Source organism: Alteromonas portus (genome assembly GCF_005117025.1).
GTDB classification, from domain to species: Bacteria; Pseudomonadota; Gammaproteobacteria; order Enterobacterales; family Alteromonadaceae; genus Alteromonas; species Alteromonas portus.
On the sequence record NZ_SWCO01000010.1, the window covers coordinates 52,735 to 78,252 of the forward strand.

At 40.7% G+C, this 25,518-nt stretch carries 15 protein-coding genes; 11 read left to right on the forward strand and 4 right to left on the reverse strand.

The annotated features are described in order from the left end of the window. The first annotated feature begins 70 nt into the window (after positions 1–70). Positions 71–2,167 carry a tetratricopeptide repeat protein gene (locus E5672_RS16975; protein WP_136783326.1) on the forward strand — a complete coding sequence of 699 codons (2,097 nt, stop codon included), beginning with the start codon at positions 71–73 and terminating at the stop codon, positions 2,165–2,167. Between the two features lie 201 nt (positions 2,168–2,368). On the opposite strand, the gene E5672_RS16980 is transcribed toward E5672_RS16975, so the two are convergent. The 4 genes from E5672_RS16980 to E5672_RS16995 all read right to left on the reverse strand — a co-directional run bounded on the left by E5672_RS16980 (position 2,369) and on the right by E5672_RS16995 (position 13,571). After that, positions 2,369–6,757, reverse strand: a complete 4,389-nt coding sequence (locus tag E5672_RS16980; protein WP_136783328.1) for a VWA domain-containing protein — start codon at positions 6,755–6,757, stop codon at positions 2,369–2,371. A 15-nt stretch (positions 6,758–6,772) separates the two neighbouring features. Beyond that, entirely contained in the window at positions 6,773–7,501 is a 729-nt protein-coding gene (locus E5672_RS16985) for a DUF7948 domain-containing protein (RefSeq protein ID WP_136783329.1), read from the reverse strand. A gap of 99 nt (positions 7,502–7,600) precedes the next feature. Further along, a complete protein-coding gene (locus E5672_RS16990; RefSeq protein WP_136783331.1) occupies positions 7,601–10,672 on the reverse strand; it encodes an FG-GAP-like repeat-containing protein in 3,072 nt (1,023 codons plus the stop codon). 187 nt (positions 10,673–10,859) lie between these two features. After that, positions 10,860–13,571, reverse strand: a complete 2,712-nt coding sequence (locus E5672_RS16995) for a glycosyltransferase (RefSeq protein WP_136783333.1) — start codon at positions 13,569–13,571, stop codon at positions 10,860–10,862. 220 nt (positions 13,572–13,791) lie between these two features. Here E5672_RS16995 and E5672_RS17000 point away from each other — a divergent pair, with 220 nt between their 5' ends. From E5672_RS17000 to E5672_RS17045, 10 genes are all read left to right on the forward strand, one after another. Next, positions 13,792–15,573 carry a glycosyltransferase family 2 protein gene (locus tag E5672_RS17000; RefSeq protein WP_136783335.1) on the forward strand — a complete coding sequence of 594 codons (1,782 nt, stop codon included), beginning with the start codon at positions 13,792–13,794 and terminating at the stop codon, positions 15,571–15,573. Between the two features lie 18 nt (positions 15,574–15,591). Then, a complete protein-coding gene (locus E5672_RS17005) occupies positions 15,592–16,830 on the forward strand; it encodes a glycosyltransferase family 4 protein (protein WP_136783336.1) in 1,239 nt (412 codons plus the stop codon). A 74-nt stretch (positions 16,831–16,904) separates the two neighbouring features. After that, entirely contained in the window at positions 16,905–18,566 is a 1,662-nt protein-coding gene (locus E5672_RS17010) for a LicD family protein (protein ID WP_136783338.1), read from the forward strand. 59 nt (positions 18,567–18,625) lie between these two features. Then, entirely contained in the window at positions 18,626–19,894 is a 1,269-nt protein-coding gene (locus E5672_RS17015) for a galactose-binding domain-containing protein (protein WP_136783340.1), read from the forward strand. Between the two features lie 35 nt (positions 19,895–19,929). Beyond that, on the forward strand, positions 19,930–20,334 hold the full coding sequence (locus E5672_RS17020) for an FAD synthase family protein (RefSeq protein ID WP_136783341.1): 405 nt from the start codon (positions 19,930–19,932) through the stop codon (positions 20,332–20,334). Positions 20,335–20,752: 418 nt separating this feature from the next. Beyond that, the gene (locus E5672_RS17025) at positions 20,753–21,649 is read left to right on the forward strand and encodes a hypothetical protein (RefSeq protein ID WP_136783342.1); all 897 of its coding nucleotides are present in this window, start codon (positions 20,753–20,755) and stop codon (positions 21,647–21,649) included. Beyond that, positions 21,637–23,247: an aldolase catalytic domain-containing protein gene (locus tag E5672_RS17030; protein WP_136783343.1), complete on the forward strand. Its 1,611-nt coding sequence runs from the start codon at positions 21,637–21,639 to the stop codon at positions 23,245–23,247. Before E5672_RS17025 ends, E5672_RS17030 begins: the two co-directional genes overlap by 13 nt. Then, a complete protein-coding gene (locus E5672_RS17035) occupies positions 23,234–23,995 on the forward strand; it encodes a 3-deoxy-manno-octulosonate cytidylyltransferase (protein ID WP_205676506.1) in 762 nt (253 codons plus the stop codon). The genes E5672_RS17030 and E5672_RS17035 overlap by 14 nt, the downstream gene beginning before the upstream one ends. Then, positions 23,982–24,638, forward strand: a complete 657-nt coding sequence (locus E5672_RS17040; protein WP_136783345.1) for an HAD family hydrolase — start codon at positions 23,982–23,984, stop codon at positions 24,636–24,638. The genes E5672_RS17035 and E5672_RS17040 overlap by 14 nt, the downstream gene beginning before the upstream one ends. Next, a complete protein-coding gene (locus E5672_RS17045; RefSeq protein WP_136783346.1) occupies positions 24,635–25,516 on the forward strand; it encodes a glycosyltransferase family protein in 882 nt (293 codons plus the stop codon). The genes E5672_RS17040 and E5672_RS17045 overlap by 4 nt, the downstream gene beginning before the upstream one ends. Positions 25,517–25,518: the final 2 nt, after the last annotated feature.

Below are 25,518 nucleotides of genomic sequence, written 5' to 3' on the forward strand. Positions count from 1 at the left end.
TTAGCAGTACTTAGCCGTAAATAAAGACATTTAAGAATTTCTGTAATGCCAGTTGAAAAGGATTTGAGAAATGGCTACAAGAAAGCGGGTTAGAGGTGTTATCGCGTCACGAAATAAGCTTGAAGTAGCAATGCTTAATGCAGGCATTCGTTCTCAGTCTGAACTTGCTAAGCTTATTGCAGAAAAAGAAAACATCAACTCCCCTCCTAGAGACCTAGTTAATAGAACTTTTCGTCAAACAAGGGTTTCTCACCAAACTATCACTCGCATCGCCACTGTCCTGGATGTCCCCCCTCATTCGCTATTTCTTACCCAAGATGAGCTAGAGTCGGAAGAGGAGTTAAACCCAGCCTCGGTAATCGACTCGACTATTCATAACGACACATCAGAGCCTGCGGATAACAATGCAGAAGAAGATTTAGAGGCTTCTGAGAAAAACAACTCTATTATACCTCCCTCTTCACCGACTTCCCGAACAGCTAAAGTTAAATCTCAAAGACACGCAGGAACGCTACGACCCACACATATTGTGGCTTTTTTTATTATTTCTGCCGCTCTTATTTCGTTAACTTTACTCTGGAACACTAACGAAAATACCGTCGATTCAATTTCTCAGTCCATACCTAATGTACAGTCATTAATGATCATAAAAGGTAACAGTGAGTTAGAAAAAGAAGTAGCTAGGAACCTGACCAAAAGACTGAAGAAAGATTTCACAATATCTTCAGTGTCTATTTCTGATATTGCAGCGAATGAGTCGCCATATTCGTTAGCCGAGAACTATAATGTTGATTTAGTCATCTCATTAGAATTGGTTGAAAAGGGTATATTTAAGGCGCTTTTGGGCTTCGCTTACACCACTGCAAACAAAACTTTGCTCGCATCTTTGATAGACAGCGAAACTATCGTTACAGAAAAAACTATTGATAAATCCTCTGCCAAACTAGAAAGCGCCCTAAAACAGTATTTAGCTGCACCTGAATACTCTTATAAGGGATTAGACGAAACTAATGCGAAGAATTATGTTTCTAGTCAAGCATTGCTTCACAAAGGCCTAAACGAAGGTAATGTTAACGCTGCTCTTGAGAAGACTCATCTTATATTAACTGCTGCGCCAAAAAATCCATTGGTCTTAGCTCAACTTTGTAATTTGTATGCTCAAAAGATGTATTTAACAGCGGATGACAACTATTTAGTACACGCCACCGATGCTTGCAACCGGGCTAGCGAGCAAGCCAAAGATAAACCGGAAGTGTTATTTTCATTGGCACAAAAAAGTCGCCGAGAGAACGACATCGAGTCTGCAATTGCTTATTACTTAGAAGTTTTAAAAGTAAGTCCTAATTATTCTTCCGCATATGTAGGCCTTACAGAGAGTTACTTAAAGAAATTTTTGGTGACTAAAAGCTCTGAAGCCATGTCGTTAGCTAAAGAAAATATTCTTAAAGCAAGTAGATTGGCCCCCAACGATTGGATGATTCCATTCATTGAAGCCCGCTTACATTATTACGAAGGTAACGCTTCACTTGCCTTAAAAAAATTCGAAGAGAGTAAAGATATTGAGGTCACTCAAAACGTTTTAGGTAACTTAGGCAGTATTTATTTTTGCAACGGAAACATTGAGGCTGCCTTTCAAAACTATAAAGCAATGGAACACGAATTTGGAGCCTCCAACATTTCAGACCACCTATTAGCAACCGCCAGCTTTTACATGCAGAAATACGACGACGCTATAGAATACAATCTAAAAAGCCTTGAAGCTATGGCAGACTCAAATAGTAATGGCCTTTATCCAATTTGGATTAATTTGGGAGATTCATATTTAGCTAAGGGTATGAAACAAGAAGCAATGAGAGCCTATGAGCAAGCGGTTAAGATTTCACAAAGATCTGACCAAAACACCACGGTGATGGTTGATCAGTTATACGCTTACCTTCACATTTCCAGAATCAACCATACGTTTGAAACAGAATCGGTAAAGATGGGAATTCGTGACGAGTTAAGCAGCATTGAAAGCCAAGTTTCCGACCCTGGAGCGAAGTTTCGTTCAATGGTCATTTGGGCATATTTAGGAGAAAAAAAGAAAGCGCGCAGCATTCAAAAAGTGCTTACATCGCAGTGTAAAGGTCTAGCTAAGTATCCCGGTGTGGAAGATATTTTAGGTTGAACTAATAAGCTATGTGATTGAAGAACACTTTATACAAACCTATCTAAATTGCTCTTCGCTAACTTTATACTCAAAACGTGAGCACTTTATGATTTACAGTTAAATAGTGAAATTAATAGTTATTCAGATAAGTAGGCTTTGTTTTCACCACAAAAACAAGCCTACTAAAAGAAAAAAGAGAGCAAACGCTCTCTTTTTAATTTACTTGGCCACTTGCCAGTTGTTGTCGGTTGGCCTCAAGACTCCGCGATCTTTTATAGTAATACCGTCCATCAGATGGATGATATTTCTTGAAGTCACTTCATTTCTCCAGAGAAAGTCCACTTTTCCATCGCCGTCATAGTCGCCGATGTTAGCAATTTGCCAATTCAGGTCTGCCACTTCATTGATGAGAGTACTTGTACTTACTAAACCAGCATGCATGAAGTAAACCCAGTTTCGACCATCTACTTGGTTTCTCATAACGATGTCGTCGATACCGTCTCCATTTAAGTCACCAGTGCCAGCAATATCCCAATTAGTATTCACTGTATTAAGCGTATATTGATTAGCAATGATACCATTTTCCATTAACCAGATGTAGTTTACGCCTGTTGTGCTGTGACGCCATATAACATCATCATCTCCGTCGCCGTCTAGGTCACCAGTTGCAGCAATCTTATAATTAAGATCAGTTACCCAGAGAGACGGTTGACTAATACCAATATAACCGTTATTCATCATGTAAAACCATGTATCGCCTCGGCTTGTATTGCGCCACAATACATCACCTGTACCATCGCCATTGAAGTCACCACTACCAGCTAACTCCCAGATTCCGGCAGTCACATAATTTAAAGCGTAGCGCTCTTTTATACTTGCGCCGTCCATCAGGTAAATAAAGTTTTTACCTGTGTCACTATTTCGCCAAAATATATCTGATTTACCATCGCCATCGTAGTCCCCCTGGCCAGCCATTGCCCACGTATATTCTTGCACGACGTTAATAGGAGTAGCTGAAGACAACTGGGTACCATCCATCGCCCATAGGAAGTTCCAACCTTTCGCAAAGCTTCGCCATAGTAGATCAGACTTTCCATCACCGTTTACATCGTTTATTGCTGCATAGCCAAGTGGCGTAGGGTCGGCAAGGTCGACAATACCATCACCATCATCGTCGTCATCGGCATTATTGCCAATACCATCACCATCAGTATCAAGCCACTCTGCAGGGTTTTGAGGGAACGCATCAACCGTGTCTAGCCAGCCATCGTTGTCATCATCTGGGTCGCTATTATTACCAATGCCGTCGCCGTCAGTATCAACCCATTCGAATCTGTCGTTTGGAAACGCATCAACGCTATCTATAACACCATCACCATCGCTGTCAGCCCCACTACCATTGTCTACACCTGGAATAACTATGTTATCCACCCAGGCTGAATCTAGACCATGAGAAACCGAACTATCCTTTGAAAAATCCCACTTAAAGGTGTGAGTGCCGTCAGAAATTGGAAACACAACGGTTTCAATTGCGCTTACACCAGACCACTGACCTTGTAATACATCGTCTATGTAGAATTTTAAGAAGTCATAACCAGATTCTGAATCAACTTTCATATCAAAGCTTAAATCACCAGCAGCAGTTTCAAGCGTTAACTCTGCTGTTGCGGATTGCCCGTCTATTAGTGCATCTGGCACTCTCATACTATATAAGCCGTCTATAGGCGCTATGTCGCTTACTTCCCAATTTTCGTTACCTGTAAGAACAAAGGGGCTTAGTGATGTGTCACCAGACTCAAAATCTAGTGCGCTAGATGTTGGTGGAGCGCAGCTTAAAAAGCTGCGTTGCGAACTTGCGATAGGTCTACCTTGAACAACAGTATTTATAACCGCAGTATGTTGCATTTGGTCAGCAAAGATATCCGCGAACGTTATTAGGTACTGACTTTGTAAAACGTCAGATAAGGTTGCGTAAATGTTTGCCAACTCTGAATTATCTGGCGCGTAGTAGTAAATACCATAAGTTCTGTTTGCCAATTCTTGTAGTACGGTAGCATCTGCTTGACCTAAACCTATTGTAAATACAGGTATGTCGTTTTGATTCGAGTTTGCTATTACGGAATCGAGGGTGGCGCTACTCACGGTATCGTCTCCATCGGTAAGCACAATAATTGCTTTTCTACCCGACGTACTCGCTATCTCGTTAAGAGCTACATCAATTGCGTCATACATCGCGGTATAACCACTATTACTATATGTAGAATCAATAGCCGCAGAAAGTAGCGAAGCATCAGATGTTAACGCTTGAATTACGTCTGGGTTATCAGAAAACTTAACAATCATGCCTTCATCAATAGCCGCTTTGTTATCGACAATAAGTTTTGCTGCAGTTTGCATACTAGTAATGTCATCGGAAGACATTGAACCACTGTAGTCCATTAATATAGCAAACGTTGTTTTTGAATTGGCTGACTGTACTTGAGTGACACTACTAATTGGAGAGGCGGTACCATCGAGGTACAAGTCGAAACTATTTATACCCAATCCATCTAACGGCACACCATTTTGATCGTAAACACTCACCACCGCTTCAAGTAGCGGGCATTGATATTCCACTATCTGGTTAATGCCCGTATTGTAATCGCGGCAACTGTTATAAGTAGAAGACACTGAACCGAATTGATTGTCATCAGTAACTTGAACTTCAATGTCGTGATCTGAACCTCCATTTGTAGGATCCGTAAATGTGACTACATACTGACTTTGAATGCTTGTAACTATTGATTGATAGATGTCTTCCAACTCTGTCGCCGTTGGAGAATAATAGCTTAGACCACCAGTTCGCAGCGCTAAAGTGCTCATGGCATCTCTATCACCAGAACCAAGTGTCACTGTGTAAATAACAATACCAAGACGATTTGCATAATCGACCACTTCATCAATATTGAACGATGAGTTGTTGTCAGAGCCATCAGACATTGCTACCACAACCTGCCTACCTGATTGGCCAGATACATTCGATAGAGCCTGATATACGCTATCGTACAATGCAGTTGAACCACCCCTTCCAGCGTAATCTTCAGGTATAGAACTGGTTACTAGAGCAAGGTCATCAGTGAATGGCTGTATGACGTCTACGCTACTTGCAAATTTGATTATGCTAGCTTGGTCGCCAGGTTGCATGTAAGACAAGAATTGTGTAGCCGCAGCTTCCATTGAGATGATATCAGTAGAATTCATTGAACCACTGTAATCTAGTGTGAAGGCGACATTTAACACTGATGAACGTACGTCGGAAACTAAGTTTACGGTGTTGACCTCCACCGGGTCACCGTTTATGTAAATATCAAAGTCGTCAGCCGTAAGGCCTGATATGTTGTTTCTGTAGGAGTCTAGTACCGTTACAGTCATTTCCATTTCAGGACACTGACCAGTTGTATTGATATTGGTTAGCAAAGGCACTAGTGATGCTGTAATCTGGCCAGATGCGTCGCCGGCCAAACTCGTGTTTTTTACATTTCCGTATGCTTTAGGCCACGCTGACTCAGCGAGAGAGGTCGATGTTTCGAAAGCAATTAGCTCGTCATTATCATTACCGACATACAGTGTACCGTCTGAAACTAGGGTTGCAGACGCATCGAAATCATAGAAACCCGTTTCGTTCGAGCTCCAAAGAAAATCACCTGCATTGCTAAGAGCATAAAATACATTGTCCCTGCTACCAAAGTAGATAGAGCCATCTTCCCCAACTACTGGGGTACCATAAACGTAACCACCTGTGGTGTAGACCCAGTTGATACTGCCGGTTGGGGATAACGAGTAAACATTGTTGTCTGCCGAACCAAAGATAATATTTCCGGCGTTATCAATTACTGCTGAACCTCTGATGTCATTGCCTGTTTCAAAAACCCACTTTTGCGTGCCGTCGGGATTAAGTGCATACATTTTGTCGTCAGTTGAACCGACATACACTGTACCTAATGCGTCGATAGCTGGTGCACCGTAGTTATAACCAGTTGTTTCAGCTTGCCACTTCAAAGTACCGTCTGGATTTAGCGCATAAATATCCCGATATTCAGACACAACATATACTGTACCGTCTGTAGCTATCGCAGCACCTGAACTGAAATCGCCGCTCCCTTGAAAAACCCATTTTTGTGTACCATCTGGATTTACAGCATAAAATTTATTGTCGTCAGAGCCTACATATATAGTTCCATCTGCGCCAAGCGCTGGCGTGGATGAAACATTGGCACCTGTGGTAAATTTCCACTTCAACGAACCGTCAGCATTGATTGCATAGAGTGAGTTATCAGTGGAACCGACGTATATCGTGCCATCCTGACCTATTACAGGCGAAGATCCGTAATTTGTATAAGAATTATAGGTCCAAAGGTGTGAGCCGTTGATAGAATATGCCATTAGTCCATCATAGTAAGTACCAATGTAAATCGTGCCATCTTCAGCAACGGCTGGGACGGTTATAACATCACCAGCATTTAAATCGACAGACCATTTAATATCTCCTGGCGCAGCATTTGCGGCACTGGACAGTAGGAAAACTGTTGCCAACAAGCCAATGCAGAAGTAACTGTAAAGTTTCCTCACCTCTATATCCTTATATTAATCAATAACTAGTGTTTTATCTGAACGATAATTTGGTACATCAATAGACACGAGATTGCCATCGACTACATAGCTGCTTTGAAGCACCTGCCTTTGGCCATCGTTTTCTTGCCACGCTCTAGGACGACTTACATACTGTGTTGTACCGTTATACGCGGTGATAAGAAGATTCCCTTCACTATCCATAGTCACGGTGGATGCTTCCGAAAAGCGCATTTCTATATCAGATATGTTACCTTCGGGTGTAACGTGGAAATCAAAGTCGACTTTTCCTCCATCAACATATTCAATAACATCAATACCAGAATAAACGTCTTTTGTTCGTTTAAAGCCGTAATTCAGTAGTGAAGTTGGTTGCTTATGGATATCGCCCGTGGTCACTGTTTGAGCGTTTTTATTAGCATCTAGTAACTGTACTTTAATACGTGATTGGCTGTTCCCTTCACGGCTGGTAGATGAAAAAACATCAGTAGTCAGGGGTTCGTCCTGCTCTAACTGCTGTTCTTTCAGCCTGCTTTTTTGGGGTTCAGAAACATTGCTTAATATACTGCTGGGTGCTTTTGGGTCACCGTTGCCGTATTTAACATCTAGCTTTTTTTCATCGCGTTTGACGACAGAGTGAGTATCTTGAAGGGGTTTCTTTTCGTCGCGTGTGGTGTTTAGGTACAGTAAACCACTAGCAACGGTTATGACGACCATCCCTGCTATAAATGAAATACGCTTCATTTACGGAGTTCCTTTCCTTAAAATCTTACTTAAAAATAACATAGAACTTATATAAAAAAAAGGCGGTTAAACCGCCTTTTTAATTTAGTGTAAGTAGACCTACTTAGCTACTTTCCATGTATCGTCTGTCGGTCGTAATACTCCGCGACTTTTGATTGTCGTTCCGTTCATTAAGTGGATAAGATTACGAGTTGTCGTTTCGTTTCGCCACATGAAATCTGCTTTGCCATCGCCGTCATAATCGCCAACATTGCCAATTTCCCAATTTAAATCCGCAACTTGATTAATGAGAGTACTAGTTTCAATTTGACCATCTTTCATTAAATACGCCCAATTTCTACCATCAACTTGATTGCGTAGAACTATGTCATCAGTTCCATCGCCATCTAAGTCTCCGGCCCCCACAATAGACCAGTCTGTATTGATGACGTTGAGGCTGTATCTGCTCGCTATACCACCGTTTTCCATTATCCAAATATAATTGCGGCCAGTACCATTGTGACGCCAAATTATGTCTTCTGAGCCGTCTCCGTTGACGTCACCTGTCGCTGCTACTTTGAAATCTAAGTCTGTTACCCAAAGAGATGGTTGGCTTGTTTCAATAAGCCCATCTTTCATCATATAGAACCATGTGTCTCCCCGTTCTACATTACGCCACATTACGTCGCCTATACCATCCCCATTGAAATCACCATTACCTACTAACTCCCACCTACCTGCGGTTACTACATTTAGCGCATATCGACTCTTGATACTTGCTCCATCCATCAAATACATGAAGTTCATACCTGTAGCGCTATTTCTCCACAGAATGTCCGATTTACCATCACCGTCGTAATCACCGAGACCATCCATTGTCCACGTATACTCTTGTACTACATTGATTGGGGTAGCAGCAGATGTTTGAGTTCCATTCATTGTCCACAAGAAGTTCCATCCTTTATTGAAACTACGCCATAGCAAATCAGATTTACCATCTGCATTGAGATCATTCACTGGCGTGTAGGTTCTTATTTCTTGTGCTGACCAGTTAGCAGGATTAAAAGGAACGTCCCCATCGCGGTAATCACCTCCCAACTCCGGAATACCAGCCCACGCCCATCTTATACAGTCACCTTGTTGATCCAAAGTAATACAATCTAAAGAATTAAAATCTAGGTAAGGAGAAATCAAAAATCCACCGTCTAGCCCAAAGGAGCAATCGCCTCCATTATCTAAAAATGTAAACCCTTGTACACAGACCCAAAAATCTAATGTATTACCGGAAAGACTCATCCTCGCGGCGTGCGATGGGTTTGCGGCTCTTATTGCTAAGTCGCTAGTGATGTCGTACTCAATACCTGATAAAGAGGCACTTACTACATTAGTTAGAACGATTGTGTCATTATCTTCGAGCAACGCACCTTCTACTACAGCAGTTAATTCATGCCCAGCAGTACCTCGAGCGTTGCCATCAAATATATATGTAAATGAAAACAGTTGAGTTGAAGCATCTGTTCTTGATGCGTCTGTAGGGAAATCGTCAATTACGTCCGGTACTCGGTCTCCATCCGTGTCAGAATTTGTAGGGTCCGTTCCTAATGTAAACTCTTCAAGGTTGGTTAACCCATCATTATCTGCATCTTGATTGGCGTCATTGCTATTTAAATGATTTAGACCATAACTTTCTTCGAAGTAATCTTCCATGCCATCGTTATCGTCGTCGTCGTCATCAGAGTCGGATATTCCGTCACCGTCATTATCACCGTCAAATCCACCTGCTATGTACTCATCTTTGTATTGACTAAGATCTACTAACTCCAAGTAATTGATACGAGGAGCAATCCACACACCACTTGTACCACTAGGAACGTCTTCGTAAGTACTGTATTCCAATACAAACGTTAACCCATTATCGTTGGTTGTTAGCGGTATCCAGTTTCTCTCTCGAATAGCATAACTAGAGTCAAAGTTTAACGAGACCTTCCCATCTAACACTGTCCATGTCCAACCTGAAACTCCCATTAGGATCGTATCATTGGTGCAGTGAACACCTCGATTGAAAGTACCGTCATTGTTGAAAGAGTAAGCAAATAACATGTCGCAAATAGGCCAACCCTTGTCATTCGCCCAAGCGTCAATACGACCGTTAATATTAGCGTTATAAACAAAGGGAAAGTTTGAGACTAACCCAGAACCAAAATTTTTAGCCGAGCCATCAATCGCCACCAGTTCACGAGCAAAGCGATACGTTTCCCCCTCAGCGCTTACTTCAACGAGAACAGTCCACACCGATTCATTAACTTTCTGTATGGGGGTGATAACAAACAGAACTCCATTCATATTAACTAGAATTTCGTTACTTCTAAGTTCAGTTGTATATGCGTCTTCAAGAACTTGACTTATTGATGTTACAGGCGTGCTCGATAACTCGAAAATGTCATGCACAATCGAATTTACTTCGTCACCGAATTGGAAGTCGACTTCATCGACAATAGGAATAGCAGCACTCATCCCCTCTAAGCCGTCAAAAGTAATTCCTCTATCTGCTATTCCAAACTCGAAACGTACTCCATTATATACGTTTGTTGAAAACGCAGAAATTTCCGTCTCACCTTGCCAACCACCTTCAATTCCGTTAACTACATCTTCTGGAATATAGAGTATATCCTCTACTGTGATATTAGCGGTAACGTCAAAATAGCCAGCAGCTGCGTTAGCTATCGTATAAACAACATTGTCAGTCACACTTGTCCATTGTAAGGATGGAGTCTGAGTTATTAAACCTTGCTCAAACGCGGCAATAAGTTGATCAGCTACTTGGTCTCCCCATCGATCCCGGTATGTATCACTGTAAACATCATGAGTTTGAAATGAGGTACTTCCGTGAGATTTGTCTAGATAAGTTTGCGTAAGCTGATTCCCAGCTGCGGAGAATACAATATCGTAAGACGGAACAATCTGTGTTTGTGTACGATCTGAGAAGCTCCATGAACCCGCGTCTGACTTAACTAATATTCCTTCGACTATAATCCCGTATTCGTTAAGCGTGGTTTCGTCAACTGAAAGAATTAATGACTCATTGTCTAACAATTCTTGAAAATTTTGGTAAGTGGTAGCGCAAACCTGCGTAGAAAACGAAACTAGTGCTAGTAATAAGCATCTAGTTAGAACCAAGCGAATGGTACTCATAAGGCGTCCCTGTCAATAGATTAAAATACTAGTAAATAAATTTTAGTCACATTAGAGCACACTGTTCACTTTTTCAACAGCAAACTAAAAATAATGTTTACTTCCACCTAAGGGAACATTTGATTTCCTTCCGTGTAGCAATTGAAAAAGCCACTAAAAAAGTGGCTTTTATCGAACTTGCAAGATTCTATAAGGATGTAAAAATACCAACAGACTCGAAGATTTTTCTCATCTTTTTAACGCCATTTTGGTAAGAAAAATTCTCCCTAGCTAGTATTTCGCTATTTTCACTAAACTGTTTCCAAAGTTTGTCGTCGTCATACAGCTTTATAATTGCCTCAATCCACTCGTCTACGTCGTCGGCAATTATTGTATTAATTCCATTTGTGAGACCAGTTCCTTCCGCAGCGATGGGAGTGAGAATAGTAGGCGTAGCATAAGCTAAAGCGTCTAAAACTTTCCCTTTGATACCCGCGCCAGAGAGTAAAGGCGCGATAAATACCTTGTGATCGTGGTAAACGCCGTCTAATGTTTCTGCAAAACCTTTAACCTTTACATTATCAGTTTCAAAGTCCTTGAAATGTTCAGGCATTTTGCTGCCATAAATGAAAAAGGTGATGTCAGGTCGTCGAACTTTCAGTTTCGGCATCACCTCTTTAACCATATATTCCACAGCTTCCGTGTTCGGTTTATGGTTATATCCACCAAGAAATGCAATACCTTCTCTCTCGTGGAATTGGGGGCCGCTATCTTTGGGTTCGACTATCCATGGAGTAATATGCATATTGGCTTCTTGCGCGATATGGCTCGAAATTACTGCCTGTTCTGTAGTATTGTATGTAAGTATGGCGTCTACTTTTTGACAGACTTCTAACTCTTCATCTCTCGTTAATAGGGCCAAATCCATAGCCTCCTCATCATTGTTAACCAAAGCTGCACGAATTTCTCTAAGGAAATGAAGGTCTGCATTGTTGAATAGGATTGGTTTGCCTGATTCTTTTATTACGTCAACATATTTTTGAGCGACATCGTAACGGGTAATATAAACAGCATCAATCTCACCCAGTCGGCGCTGTAATACATCGTCTAATGAATAGTAGAAAGGCACATACAAGACCTCTACGCCCATTTTTTGCAAAACACTGGTGTATTTACCCATAGGCGCTAGATTCGCTGGCACGAAAGTTACTTTAAACCCTAACGCCAGCATCATTTTTATCTCTTGTAATGCAGCATGACTGCCAGCGTCCATTCCTTGCATCGGTGTAGCATAATCTATGACCAATATACGCTGTTCGATATTTCTATCTTTTTCGAGATGCATAGTACTAAGAGATGGTTTGGACCCTTTCTTATAAGTGTTAAACCATTTTCGTCTAAACGTTGTTTCATTAACTACTTGATACTGCTTTAAGCCCTTAGTTACGTCTGTACCATGAGACTGACCTTCAAAATGAATAACTTCAGAATGAGGCACATAAAGCACTTTATAACCTGCGTCCCGTACTTTGAATGAAAGGTCCGTATCTTCGTAATAACATGGTGCATATTCCTCACTGAATTTACCAACCTCTTCCCACACTGATTTAGTTACACACATTGCTGCGCCAGTAACATAATCCACTTCACGTACATAGTTCCACGCTGGGTCAAATGGATTGCCGTTACGCCCTGCGTTCCAGGGCTCTCCTGTAGCCCATACTATTCCACCCGCTTCTTGTAAGGTTCCGTCTAGGTTTAGTAGCTTAGAACCTGTAAGCCCCACATGCTCATCAGCTTTATGCTGCGCAACAAGCTCATCAAGCCAGTGACTTTTCACTTCGGTGTCATTGTTTAGAAAAATGACGTAATCACCTTTCGCAAGCTCAGATGCTTTATTACAACTTTTGAGAAAGCGTAAATTTTCTTCGTTTCTAGACACAACTAGATTGCCTATTATTTCTTCCGCTTTTGCTGTTTCATCGGTAGAACAATCATCGGCCAAAATGACTTCGAAAGACGTCTTGTTGTATGCAAGAAAAACAGAGGCAATGCAGTGGTAAGTAAGCTCGAACTTGTTATATGCTGGAATTATTATTGACGCTTCAGGGCTTTCAACCTTAGGAAGAGAAAATGACGGGTATACTTTTCTTCCCTGATAACCCTCAACCAACACTGTATGTGCAATAGACAAATCTTTGATATCGCTTACTCGATTTGAATCACTTAGATTGAGTGTTAAAGACTCATAGCGACCATCAGCACTAGCAGGTTTAGAAATGAAGTGAGCTTCTTTTCTACTATGATTTAAAAAGTCCCATGGCGTGAGGATTGGGTCACCTTTTATTTCCAACCTACCATAGCTTCCAACTTCGCCTTGAATGCCTACGTTTATCACGTGATATGCATTATCGAGAAATTTTGCTGGAACCCAGATGTGCGATGAGTGCATTTTCTCTTTTTTGCTAAACTCGTAGGTACCAATTTTTTCTTTGCCTATGCTAAAGGTAAGAATCTTGCTCTCGTCGTCGATGCTATGATTGTATATTGTAAAGGAAAGCTTATTTCCTAATAGATGTTCAACTACAACACTTGCAGAAGGCTTTATGTTTTCAATTTCAAAACGAGATTTTGCGACGAACTTATCAGTTTGCTTGCACTTGATAATAATTGAGCGCCCTTCTTCCATAAGTAAAGTGTTAACCTGGAAAGAAAATGCATGATTTCCTTTGTTAATCCCTCCAGATTCGAGGTCTTTTCGATAAAGGTCGGCTACACCTTCGCCTAAAAATACACCTTGGTCATCGTAAACAGCTAAATTGACTGGAGACTCATCGCCGATTCTCGCTGCCCACCCCTGTAACACACCACCTTCAAAACGGTCAATATGGCCTTTTAAGGTCGATTCTAAGTCCGACATATTTTTCCTCAACTTCCTCTGAGCACGATCGAATTTCGATTCATTATAATTTTACTTTAATCTTACCTGATATCTTGAAGTTCTCAATCTAAGTACTTATTGGCTTCAAATAATGGAATCAACAGTATTGTTGTTTTCTATACTTTGCACCCGATAATACGGTTGTAGTAATATCACATGCAAATTATCGAATGATGACAATCCTCACATGGAGAAGTAGGTGCTTAGCGTTTTCAAGAAAAATAAAGGCAGCATTACAGAAGCCTCAATAAAAAACCTCATAGAAACTGAGTTCGATGCTGAGTTTTACGCAAAGAAATATAAGTTTTTGGAAACAGACGACTACCTTAACCACTTTTTAAAAGAAGGGTGGAAAGAAGGATTAGATCCATGTGAGTGGTTTTCAACAAGCAAATACTTGATTGCCTACCCTGATGTAGCTGCTTCCGGTGTCAATCCATTTTTCCATTACTTACATTACGGAAAAGCTGAGGGTCGCAATGGAGGTCTAGTCGCAAAAAGTGATGACGACCTGCGCTCTTTAGTCAGAACAAATAACTTCGCCGATTCAGAGTACGAAAACTCTAAATATTTTAGAGAAGCATGTGACATTCTTGGCACCAACACTGAGTTCTCTTCGAACGATTTTGAACGCTTTGCAAACTGGACAAAAATAGTACCAAAAGCTAATGGCCCCCATCCTCACGTAAAAGCTTTCATCGACTCAGTAAAAGCCACTGGAAGTGGAAGTGAAGCAGTCACATCTGGGTGGGTTATTCGAAAGCAGAATTCATTTATGTGGTTTGAGACGAATCAAGGACAAATTCTTCCGATGCGTTCCGCTTTTTTCCAGTATCGTGAGGATGTATACAACGCATTTGAAGATGAGATGACTGAAGCGTTACCTCTTGCTGGTTTTGTTCAAGCATTGACGGCGTGTAATCCTGGGACAGTTCTCAAAATTTACGCTTTATCGTCAGAAGGTGCTCACGAAATCGCGCAAGGTGAAGTCGAGCGTCTTGAATCTACCCCAAAAAAAATAGCTGAATTTCTTGCTTCAATAAATACACCATTATCAGAGCTGCCCAAGCGCATTAGCAAAATTGATGAGCCTTTAATATCTAGTGCCATTGCGCAGAAAAATACAGCTATTTCCGCTATGCCACACGAAGTATATAGCTTTGGGAAGTGTAGCAGTCCTGAAGCAAGCATAATCATTCCTCTATACGGCAGAGTAGACTTTGTAGAAGCGCAAATGCAGTGTTTCTCAAAAGATGTGTTTGTGCAAAACCATTGTGAGTTGATTTACGTTATCGACGACCCTACTTTGGTTGAGCCTTTTAAAAAACTATCTAGCGATATCTATGCGCTTTATGGCATACCTTTCAAAGTAATTTGGGGTGGATTAAACAGAGGTTTTTCAGGTGCCAATAATTTGGGGGTTGAATATGCTACCGCGCATTACCTTCTATTTTTAAATAGCGATGCGTTTCCTACGAATCCTGGGTGGGTTGAACAGCTTACGGATGTCTTAAATAGTAACGCTGACTATGGCGTAGTTTCCCCTCGCCTATTGTTTGCAGACGGCTCTATCCAGCACGCTGGTATGGAATTCGTATATAGGAATGAGTTGTCTATTTGGACTAACCACCATCCTAACATGGGCATAGACCCGAGTTTAGACCCACATTCTGAAGCGACTGTAGTTCCAGCGGTAACAGGAGCATGTATGCTTATGACCCGAGATCTGTTTGATTCTGTAGGGGGCTGGGATAACGGTTACTTAATAGGCGACTTCGAAGATTCTGACTTGTGCTTCAAGATACGAGAGCAAGGTAAGCATTGTGTATACGTTCCCACTGTTGAGTTAACGCACCTAGAGCGTCAATCGTTTAACTTAACTGGCGCTCCCGATTTTAGAACCAAAGTGGTAATATACAATGCCACCCGCCATCAAAATAAATGGTCTTCACTACTACAACAAAGCGTTAGCAAAGGTTAAAAGGAAGCAACTAAGCACATGAAACAAAGAATTTTAGTGGTATCTCATGGTCACCCAGACTTTAGTTTGGGCGGTGCTGAAATTGCAGCTTATAACTTGTTTGAAGCATTCAAAAACAATGACGACGTAGAAGACACCTGGTTTTTAGCGCGCGCCGACCGGGGAAGAGGTGTTACGGGTCAAATTCATAAACGCCGAGACAATGAATACTTGTGGGAACAAGGTATCGCTGACTGGCACTTAATGAAGTCTGCACATCAAGAGTCGATAACAACTTGGTTTGTTGATTTACTTAAGTCGCTGAAGCCTACCGTTGTACACATTCATCATTACGCGCATATTGGGCTCGAGTTCATTCGCGCTATTAAAAAATACGATAGCAGTATTAAAGTTTACTTAACCCTTCACGAGTACATGGCCATTTGTAAACACAACGGTCAAATGGTCAAGACGGGCGAAGGTATGAAGCTATGTAGCAGCGAAAGTTTTGACGAGTGCAGAGGTTGTTTTCCAGAACATACAGCCGAAGACTTTTGGCTTCGCAAGCACACGTTTAAGTCTACGTTTGACCTTGCTGATGGCTTTATTTCTCCATCTGAATTTCTACGCCAGCGATATATAAACTGGGGAATTAACGAAAACGAAATAGTAGTTATTGAAAATGGTCAAAGCAATTTACCTCCATTAGAACCTCGCGCTATTCAAGAAGACGAAACCAGAAATAGATTTGGCTTCTTTGGGCAAGTTAACCCGTATAAAGGAATAGACATTCTTTTAGAAGCGCTTCGCAGCATGACAAAAGAAGAAAGAAAGCAGGTTCTTGTTGAGATACACGGTGCGAATATAGAAGCACAGTCTGGTGAGTTTCAAACTAAGATAAAGAAGCTAGCCAAAAAGCTGATTGCTGAAGGCTGTTTACGCTGGGTAGGGCCTTACAGGCCAGATGAGCAGCGAAATAGGCTTCAAGAAGTCGACTGGGTTGTAGTACCTTCAATTTGGTGGGAAAATTCCCCTATGGTGATTCAGGAAGCATTTACTGCTGGTAGACCTTTAATTGTTTCGAACATTGGTGGTATGGCAGAAAAAGTAGACGATGGCGTTAATGGCCTTCATTTTAGTGCTAGAAACCCGCAGTCGTTGGCGAAAGTTATGCTTAACGCGACTAGTAAAACGCTATGGATGGAACTTAGCGAAAATATAGAAGCTCCAATCTCCTATGCTGATTGTGCAATCGAACACTTAAATTTTTTCAATTAGCCTTTTTTAAGCGCTTGGTACTCAAACAAGCGCTTCTTCCTGTAGAGCTTCAGAAGCAAGGAACTACGTAGTTTATGTTTATAGAAATTTCGGGCACACGCATTTTAGACCGCTGCTATAAGAGCGCAGTTATGGCGAGACTGTCTACAGGCTTGCTATTAGATATAGTGACATTTGATTGTGACAATACTATGTCAAAAGCTGAAATAAATTATACTTTGCGTTTGCCGATTGCCCCCCTGCTAAAAAACAAAAACGAATGGGTAATTATCAGCTGTATAAATACGACTGAAGAAATTGTTGAAGTTAAAGATGTGGCGTCTTTAATCTCTAATGTTGAAATTAATATTGAGACTAACTTAGCATTTCCTTCTATTGGTTTTTTCGGAAATGCAAAGGGAAGTAAGCTAAGCGTAAGCGTAAAACGTCCCTTAGATGCGTTTGTTGTTAAAGTGGACGAAAACCCAGGAATTTTAAATATTGGTGGAATTGAAATTCTTTGCGAAGACGGTACGCTTTTAAAGCCCAAAGCAGATTTCGATATTGAATTTAGTAGTAGCATTCCAGAAAATGCTGACCCTTACAAAGTTTTTAATGATAAAGGCTTTCACTCATCGCGAGAAAAATCACCTTTTTTAAAGGTGATTTTTAAAGGCTCTCAAAATGTAGACACCATTAACATTCGAAATAGAAGCGACAAGTGGGGAATACGTGCTAAGAAGCTTCACATTGAGGGAATATACGAGAGCTCTATAATCAACCTTCATAGGCCTAGCGACGCTCTCCCCGTCCTAACTAATCAGCTAATTGCGCTTGGCTGGCAGCTTTCAGATGAATCTTCATCGGATACAGAGAGACGAACTCACTTTCTGGCATTTTTAGCAAACCATCTAAACATTGAGATGGTATTACAAGACAACCGCCTTGTATCATTTTTAGAACAATGCCTTTCGTCGTGGACATTAGAGCCAATTCCTAGTGAACAAGAAAATTTAGAGCTTGAACTATTGGCATTAGTTCTTACTGCACAAATGCAAAAAGGAATTAGCTTAAACTTAAAACCCTTTGCTACGATTTTAAGCACTCGTGAAGCTATAAATAAGCTTGAAGATAAAGTTAATGACGCACGCCTAATACTGAACAAAGAGACGGTCAAATTTACCAAGCACGGTGTTGCAAGAAAAGGTTGTTTAGTAGATGACATTCCTGCCGTCATGGCTACGCTTAGCGAGGTCATGGCAATGCTAGAAGATATGGAATTACAGCCCTGTTTAGCCTACGGCACTCTATTAGGCGCCAAAAGAGATAACGCATTTATTTCACACGACGATGATGTAGATATATTAGTACGCCTTCCGGAAGAAGATATCTCTGAACGCAGAGCTCGTCAGTTGCGAGACGAGATCATAAAAAACCTCCCTCACGATAAATATCGTATCGACTATGGTCAACAGCACAACTTAAACATTCACCTTTACAACAAAAAAACGGGTGTGATGATCGATATATTTCCCTATTGGATTGCCAAGGAAAAAGCTTATCTACATATGGAAAGTATGACAATTCGAGGGATCGACAAAAGCATATTTGATGGTAGAAAGAGTTTGGAGCTCTACGGGCAAGCTCTCCCAACGCCTAACAAAATAGAAGACTTTTTGTTAGAGCGCTATGGCAGTGGCTGGACGATATCAGACAAGTTTCACGAGTGGCCGTGGAAACTTAGAGATGACGATTAAGCAAAAGGGTTAAAGTGTCATTAAGCACGCCTAATCTTTTTATAATTTTTGTGGAATTTATGATTAATTTAAGAAAGCTAGTTGGACTTCAAACTGAACCCGACGAAAAGGTAGAGCAACTAAGTGAGAACTTAAGTGATGTACTGCCTGTCTTTAAGGGCGTGTTGAACGACCAACCTCTCGTCGTTGAATGTGATATCCGTACAAGATATGTAAAACTCTCGCTTCAAATAACTGAAGTGTTCCACTTAGACGAAATAGAAATCTTTGACGAAAACGGCAGAAACATGGCACTAAACGCTAATGTTTTAGTGAGCTCTCGTTACGACGATAAGTACAGTGGTCATGGTGCTGTTAATGGAACAAAAAATGGTGGCTCGGGATTCCACACTGCTTTGGAACCTAATCCCTGGCTTATTATTGACTTAGGTGAAGAACAAACTGTAAAGAAAATATCGGTTTTTAACAGAGATGACCGATTCTTTACCCGTGCGTTAAGTCTTATTATTGAACACTCAACCAACCTAGTAAACTGGGCTACTGTTTACGACAACTGGGAAAGTTTAAAGACCCTTCAAGCTCAAAGCGAAACGGAATTTGATAAAGCAATAGTTTCAGCATTGAAGTTAGAACCTCAAAAATGTCAAGAATACTTGAATAAACTAAAGGCCGAAGGTAAAGAAGATGATGCTTTAGCTTTTCAACAAACAATAAATAAGTTAATTCATCCCTTAGAGCTCGCTTTTGGTCCCCATGGCTTCAGCAGAACTTTCGCTTTGCGTGGAGACAAAGAGAAAGAGCGAATACTCAAGGATATAGAACAGCTATTAGCCTGGCTAAACGATGATTTTGGTCTCCCTACTTTTATTTCTTCAGGTACGTTACTAGGCATTATTCGTGACGGTAAACTTATTGAGCACGACGATGATATTGACCTTTGCTATATAAGCAAACAGCCAACTGAAGCTGATATACTGGCAGAGCGTGAGAGTCTGGTATCCTTCTTAACTGACAAAGGCTGTACAGTAAGAAAGTCAGATCTTGCTCACTACTGGTGCGTAACACCTGCAGGGCTTAATGTAGATATATTTACTGGATTTATTGAAAACGAAGCTGCGTGCATGAATCCTATTAGTAGAGGTGACGTTAAGATCTCGGATGTTTTGCCACTACAAAAGAAGCAAATAGGTAGCAACACACTTTATATTCCAGCGAACCCTGAACGAATTTTAGCCTGTAATTATGGTGAAGGTTGGCGAACCCCTGATCCGCTATGGACATTTGATTGGGGCCGAGCTAGACAACAATTTGAATTTTTATATTTTTAATACTTCGCTATATAGAAGTGGCTAAAGGATTAACAATGAAAAGAATTATAACATTTGGCACCTACGATGTTTTTCACGTAGGGCATGTAAATTTATTGCAGCGCGCTGCTGCCTTGGGAGATCAGCTTATTGTAGGTGTCTCTACTGACGCCCTTAATTATTCAAAAAAGCAGCGTTATCCGGTTTACAATCAGAATGACCGAATGAAAATTATAAATAGCTTAAGATACGTCAACCTTTGCTTTGAAGAAGAATCGTTAGAAAAGAAACGCGATTATATATTGCAGTATAACGCTGACACTCTTGTGATGGGCGACGATTGGAAAGGAAAGTTCGACGAATTCAAAGATATTTGTGAAGTGGTTTATCTTGAAAGAACGCCATCGGTATCTACCACACAAATTATAGAAGTTATCTCTAGTTCACCCGAGCAACCTTAATCAAAGTGATATAACGTCTCGTGCAACGAATGTTCGGCTTAGAATGAGGCCGAACATCATCAGAAAATATTACGTATATATTTCATTTTTGTTTTAAACAATTAAAACTGTCACATTACCTTTATAAAGGTGTCATCAAACTTTCACTCTTTCGACTGTACTCTTTACATAGTTTCGTTATATGCAGAGTAGTGCGCACTTTATCGATTATGCTCATTTAACTAATCAGCATTTTTATATGAGAGCGCCATTTCTGTGCAGCTCAACCTACGAGAGGTTGGCACTCTATGCAAGAAAGGACACTATGAAAGATTTTTCTAAATGCAAGTTAGTCTCATACACTACTACCTCGCGCCCCCACACAAATCAACTGGTCACAACGTTTGTTGTTTACCTATTAGCTTAATGAGGGCGTAATATGAGCCATAAAAATGTAGCTATACTCTCTTGCGTCAGCTTTAACATTAACTTCGTAAAAAGACAGCTCACCAATTATTTTGCTAGTCATGGAGAGAAAGCTAAACACTTCTTACATGTCGCATCAGACGGGGACATTAATCCTGCGGAACTAGCGCTTTTACCCGACATGCTTGTGGATGCGAGTTCATCACCTTTTAAAACCAGTGAGTTGTGTAATTTTGGCGGTCAGATTGCCAATAGTAAAAGGCTTAGAAGCAGCCAAGAAGAATTTGGTTATGTTTATATCCATACAGATGCAGACCTAATTATAAAAGGGAATCTTGTAGAACATGTCAATAAGCATCAATGCGGCTTTTTAAAACACAAGCCAAGCACCGCATGGCCGCATTACGACAGAATGATGCAAGACCCGTGTTTTGCAGAAATCCGAAAATACTTAGATATTAGTGATGATGAGATATATAGCGGTAGGCAAGAAGGTTCTTATTTCCCTGCAGCTCTATGGTTTGAAATGAGCACTATTATTGAGAAGTTTTATCCGAAAGCGTTTTTTGAAGAACCTAAGTTGCTATGGCCTATCGAAGAGGGCATCGTACCAACTATTGCCTCCAAACTTCTGGAGTCTAGTTATACCTATGATTCATCAGCCAATAACATAGTTGTAACTAAGCCCTTAAAACCGTCAACAGACAAAAGAAACCCAAGAGACCTTTCTGAAAATTGCGTCAATATTGCAGATATCGAAAAGACACTTAAAGACAAACCAAATGAAACTTGTATTGCAATGAAATGGTTTTCTAGAAAGCTTGATGACCCAGCAGCAATAGAAGCAACCAATAATCTAAAAGCTCTTGATCAGAAAGTAATAAATGGAGAAGCTGAATGTTTATCTTAGATTGTACGCTTCGTGATGGCGGTTATTACAACAGCTGGAATTTCCCGACTGAAGTCGTAAATCAATATCTTCATGCTATGGCGTCTGCTGAAGTTGATATTGTCGAATTAGGACTTCGCTCGTTAAACAACTCTGGTTTTAAAGGTGCTGCAGCTTTTACTACTGACGAATATTTATCAACGCTTGCCATTCCGCAATCTTTGAAAGTTGCTGTAATGGTCAATGCATCTGAACTTCTTCAAGCCTCGTCTATAGAAGAAGCTCTCGCCTCTTTATTTCCAACATCTTCAGAAAACTCTAAAGTTGATGTAGTTAGAATAGCTTGTCATATTCATGAGTTTGAAAAGGCGCTTCCCGCTAGTACTTGGCTTAAAGAGCATGGCTATTCTGTTGGCTTTAATCTCATGCAAATCGCTGAACGTTCACAAGAGGAAATCGAATCACTCGCTCAAATGGCAAGTACATTCGACATTAACGTCCTTTACTTTGCAGATTCTATGGGCAGTATGAACTCTCAAAGTTGCAAGCTGATAATACAATGGCTTCGTAAACATTGGAGTGGCGATATCGGTATTCACACTCATGATAACCTTTGTAAAGCACTGGATAATACCCTAACTGCACTTGATGAAGGCGTTACATGGCTAGATGCTACAGTTACGGGAATGGGGCGCGGCCCCGGAAACGCTAGAGTTGAAGAACTGTTAATCGAAATAGGTGAACGCAAAGGCAAGCCAGCTAATTTAGTACCACTACTTGAGGTCATTAAGTCATATTTTCAGCCTTTGAAAAACAAATACGGGTGGGGCTCAAACCCATTTTATTACCTATCGGGCAAATATGGCATACACCCCACTTTCGTACAGGAAATGCTTTGCGACCCTCGCTATAGCAATGAAGATATCGTAGCCACACTTGAGCATTTACACAAAGAAGGAGGCTCAAAGTTTTGCCATAGTGCTTTAGACGCTTCAAGAAACCTATTTCAGCAGCCGTACGAGGGCTCTTGGAAACCTAAAGAGAAAATTGCGAATAGACAAGTTCTCATTTTAGGGGCGGGAGCTAGTCTGAAGGAACATCAATCGGCAATAAAAGCGTTTATTAATAAAACATCACCTATAGTAATAGCATTAAATACACAAAATTCTATTGATGAGAGCTACATTGATTTAAGAGTAGCAAGTCATCCTATTCGCATATTTGCCGATTACCATCAGCACTTATTGCTGCCTCAACCTCTTGTGACACCATTATATTCACTTCCTGATCAAGTGAAAAACTCGTTACGAGAAAAAGAGGTATTAGACTTTGGCCTAGATGTTCAAGAAGGTAAATTTCAAATAAGAGATTCGTCAGCAACTGTTCCTAATACATTGGCAATTAGCTACGCTTTAAGCATTGTTTCCTCAGGTTTGGCCACAAAAATCAACCTGGCAGGATTCGATGGTTTTGGGCCCGGTGATAAACGGACACAGGAAATGCAAAAAGTTTTCAAAGCGTTTTTGGAACAAATTCGAATACCTATCGTATCGATAACACCTACCGAATACGACATCTCTACGACTTCAGTTTATGGAGTTCAATGTGCACTCAACTAATAGGGCAGTTATTCTTATTCCTGCACGATTTGCTTCAAGCAGATACCCAGGGAAACCTTTAGTCAAGCTACTCGGTAAGCCCATGATTTTATGGGTAGCCGAGTTAGCCGCACAAGCAATAGGCGTAGAGAACGTATACATAGCGACTGACAGTGAAAGTATAAGAGAAACTGTAGTAGGCGCTGGTTTCAATGTTGTAATGACGGGTGAAGCTATTACCGGAACAGACAGACTAGCAGAAGCGGCTAACAAAATTGATGCGAGCATTTTTGTTAATCTTCAAGGCGACGAACCTTTGGTTGACCCTGAAGATATACTGAAGATATTGAGTGTTAAGCTGGCTAACCCCACGAAAGTCATTAATGGTTTCACCTACCTTGACGCTCAAGAAAAAGCTGACAATGTTAACATCCCCAAAGTTATTACAAACGAAAAAGATGAACTCATTTACATGTCGAGAGCCCCTTTGCCAGGGTGCAAAGAACCTGACAAAAAGCCTAAAAGGTATAAAAAGCAGGTGTGCATCTACGCATTTAATAAGGATGAACTAAACCTTTTCCGTGACTTCGGTCGGAAAAGCGAACTTGAGAATTTCGAAGACATCGAAATACTTCGCTTTCTGGAGTTAGGTGTTGCAGTCCAAATGGTTGAAACCAGGGCAGGAACCTACGCTGTAGACACTCCTGAAGATGTCGAAATTGTAGAGAAAGAAATGTTGGCACAGGGAATGAGTTATGAAGCTGAGTGATTATGCAACCATTGCTTTCGACTGCGATGGCGTGATTCTAAATTCGAATAAAGTCAAGACACGTGCATTTTACACTGCCGCTTTACCCTATGGAGAAGAGTGCGCTCTTGCTTTGGAAAGTTATCATACGAGTAATGGTGGTATATCTCGCTATAAGAAGTTTAACTGGTTTGTAAATACATTCATTGATGCAGAGAAACGTGAAGAGGTTTACGAATCATTACTTAAAAGTTATGAATCTGCGGTAAAAGAAGGACTCGCGACCTGCGACTTTAATGAAGACCTCTTACTGCTTAAGAAAAAGACACCAAATGCAAACTGGTTAGTTGTGTCTGGAGGCGCACAAAAAGAGCTTCACCAACTATTTAAAGATAGAAATCTAGACTGTCTTTTTGAAGGTGGCATTTTCGGAAGCCCTGATAGCAAAGAAACAATATTCTCAAGAGAGATAGAAAGAGACAACATTAAGCTACCAGCTCTTTTCATTGGTGATAGCAAATATGATTTTACATCGTCCACTAAATTCGGTTTAGATTTTTTATTTTTGAGTCAGTGGTCTGAAGTTATAGATTGGGCTGAATTTTGTGCTGCTCACGAAATATTTCATGTCCCTTCGCTATTACAAATAGAGAAGTCGCAATGAAAGTAAAAATAACTGGAATAGTAAGAGATGACGCAGCCTATATTGCGGAATGGGCTTTTCACCACCTTTATTTTGGCTTTGATGAGTTAGAATTATTGATCGTTAACAGTTCTGACTCAACGTTAGCGGTCATACAAAAAATTGCCCAAGCATTTCCGCAAGTTAAAGTTGTGCTTAAAGATTCGTTTTTGCACAAACCCTACTCTACTTATGAGTTCGCTCAAACATGCGATGCTGAATGTTCAATTCAGTTAAATGTCGATGAGTTTTGGTTACCCACTAATTTTAAGAGCAGTGTGGATGAATTCATTTCCACTAGAAATCAGCTTCATTCTTTTAAATTACCTTGCTTTCAAGCGTTAGAAAATGACGCGTTTTCGATTTTAAAGCAAAAAATTCTTTTGAAACCTGTAACACACCAATTTGGACTTGTATTTGAACGTTCAGGCTCTACATGCCCTAGCTTTATATTAAAGCGAAATATGCGTTCTGAGGTGGAATACTTAGCGTCAAAGCATAACTCATTCAATGATTATAAGATATTTCTCTCGAAGCACCACGACGGCTATCAGCGCCCCTCAAGCGACACTTTAGAAATGGAATTTGGAAAAATTGCTTATTCAAAATATGTTGACGCTTACTACGGCTTTTTAACATTGACTGGTATTAAGCCTTTAATAAAGCGGGCTAGATTAGAAGTATTCGAGAGGAGTCAACAAACCATTCAGCAGATAATGAGGCTTTCCAAGCTGTTAGGAGAAGATGAAAAATGTGTACTGCTTAACTTATTTTCAGGAATCGAAAATAAGAGCCTAAAGCTAGCACTAGCTAAGCTAGACGCTAATACATTCAGAGAATCTATAAAAACGTCAGCCTAGCA

Coding starts and splice junctions, on each gene's coding strand:
- E5672_RS17025 (WP_136783342.1), top strand. CDS start 20,753: ATGAGCCATAAAAATGTAGCTATACTCTCTTGCGTCAGCTTTAACATT.
- E5672_RS17010 (WP_136783338.1), top strand. CDS start 16,905: ATGTTTATAGAAATTTCGGGCACACGCATTTTAGACCGCTGCTATAAG.
- E5672_RS17040 (WP_136783345.1), top strand. CDS start 23,982: ATGAAGCTGAGTGATTATGCAACCATTGCTTTCGACTGCGATGGCGTG.
- E5672_RS17030 (WP_136783343.1), top strand. CDS start 21,637: ATGTTTATCTTAGATTGTACGCTTCGTGATGGCGGTTATTACAACAGC.
- E5672_RS16995 (WP_136783333.1), bottom strand. CDS start 13,571: ATGTCGGACTTAGAATCGACCTTAAAAGGCCATATTGACCGTTTTGAA.
- E5672_RS17045 (WP_136783346.1), top strand. CDS start 24,635: ATGAAAGTAAAAATAACTGGAATAGTAAGAGATGACGCAGCCTATATT.
- E5672_RS16975 (WP_136783326.1), top strand. CDS start 71: ATGGCTACAAGAAAGCGGGTTAGAGGTGTTATCGCGTCACGAAATAAG.
- E5672_RS16985 (WP_136783329.1), bottom strand. CDS start 7,501: ATGAAGCGTATTTCATTTATAGCAGGGATGGTCGTCATAACCGTTGCT.
- E5672_RS16990 (WP_136783331.1), bottom strand. CDS start 10,672: ATGAGTACCATTCGCTTGGTTCTAACTAGATGCTTATTACTAGCACTA.
- E5672_RS17015 (WP_136783340.1), top strand. CDS start 18,626: ATGATTAATTTAAGAAAGCTAGTTGGACTTCAAACTGAACCCGACGAA.
- E5672_RS17020 (WP_136783341.1), top strand. CDS start 19,930: ATGAAAAGAATTATAACATTTGGCACCTACGATGTTTTTCACGTAGGG.
- E5672_RS17005 (WP_136783336.1), top strand. CDS start 15,592: ATGAAACAAAGAATTTTAGTGGTATCTCATGGTCACCCAGACTTTAGT.